The organism is Micromonospora rosaria, from assembly GCF_001567585.1.
In the GTDB taxonomy this organism is placed as follows: Bacteria; Actinomycetota; Actinomycetes; order Mycobacteriales; family Micromonosporaceae; genus Micromonospora; species Micromonospora rosaria.
This window is the reverse complement of sequence record NZ_LRQV01000301.1, coordinates 1-1,308: the sequence shown is the minus strand read 5'-3', so window position 1 is coordinate 1,308 and position 1,308 is coordinate 1. Positions and strand designations below refer to the sequence as shown.

Below are 1,308 nucleotides of genomic sequence, written 5' to 3'. Positions count from 1 at the left end.
GCGCCGCCCGGTCGCCCGGGACGTGGTCGAGCACGACGGTGAGCTGGTGCTCGCGCGGACCGCGATCGGCGCCCGCCCCGACCCCAGCCTGGCGCTGCGGGTGGCCGCCGCCGCGGCCACCACCCGGCTGCCGATCGCCCGCGCCACCTGCGAGTGGCTCGCCGCGTACTGCCCGCCGCTGCCGACCCCGTGGCCGGCGGAGGCCCGCGCCGCGCTGCTCACCCTGCTCGGCGCCGGCGCCGGCCTGGTCCCCGCCTGGGAGAGCTGCGACCGGTACGGGCTGGTCGACCGCTGGCTGCCCGAGTGGACCCGGATGCGCAGCCTGCCCCAGCACAACCCGGTGCACCGGTTCACCCTCGACCGGCACCTGGTGCAGACCGCGTACGAGGCGAGCCGGCACACCCGGGAGGTGGACCGCCCCGACCTGCTGCTGCTCGGCGCGTTCCTGCACGACGTCGGCAAGGGGCTGGTCGGGGACCACAGCGTCGTCGGTGCGCCGATCGCCGAGGCGATGGCCGCCCGGATGGGGCTGCCGGCCGCCGAGGCGGCCCTGATCGGCACCCTGGTCCGGTTGCACCTGCTGCTGCCGGACGTGGCCACCCGCCGGGACCTGTCCGACCCGAAGACCATCGCCGCGGTGGCCGAGCGGGTCGGCGACACCACCACCCTGGACCTGCTGCACGCCCTGGTCCGCGCGGACGCCGCCGCCACCGGGCCGGCCGCCTGGTCGCACTGGAAGGGGCGGCTCGTCGCCGAACTGGTCGCCCGGGTCCGGACCGCGCTGGACACCGGGGCGCTGCCCGCGCCGCCGGCCCCGGATCCGGCCCTGGTGGCGGGGCCGCTGCCGGTCGTACACCTGACCGAGGACCGGGTGGCGGTGGCCGCGGCGGACCGGCGGGGCCTGCTGGCGACGGTGGCCGGGTGCCTGGCCCTGCACCGGCTGGAGGTGCTGGCCGCGGACGCTTCCACGGTCGACGGCCGGGCGCTCGTCGAGTTCCGGGTGCAACCCCGCTACGGCCTCGCCCCGGACCCGATCGCGCTCAGCACCGACCTGCGGCGCGCGGTCAACGGGGACGTGTCGGTGATCCAGCGGCTGCGCGGCCGGGCCCTGGCGGCCCGGGGCGAGGGCGCCGCGCCCCGGGTGGTCTGGCACCGGGAGGCGGCCACCGACGCGGTCCTGCTGGAACTGCGCGCCGCCGACGCGGCCGGGCTGCTCTACCGGGTGGCCTGCGCGCTGGACGAGGCCGGCGCCCAGGTCCGGGCGGCCCGGATCTCCACCCTCGGTGGCGACGTGGTGGACGTGTTCTA

1 protein-coding gene is annotated in these 1,308 nt (G+C 78.4%); it reads left to right on the top strand.

Annotated features, from left to right (window positions below; all coding sequences use genetic code 11):
* On the top strand, positions 1-1,308 hold a 1,308-nt coding region (locus AWW66_RS32190), incomplete at both ends, for an HD domain-containing protein (RefSeq protein WP_157528331.1).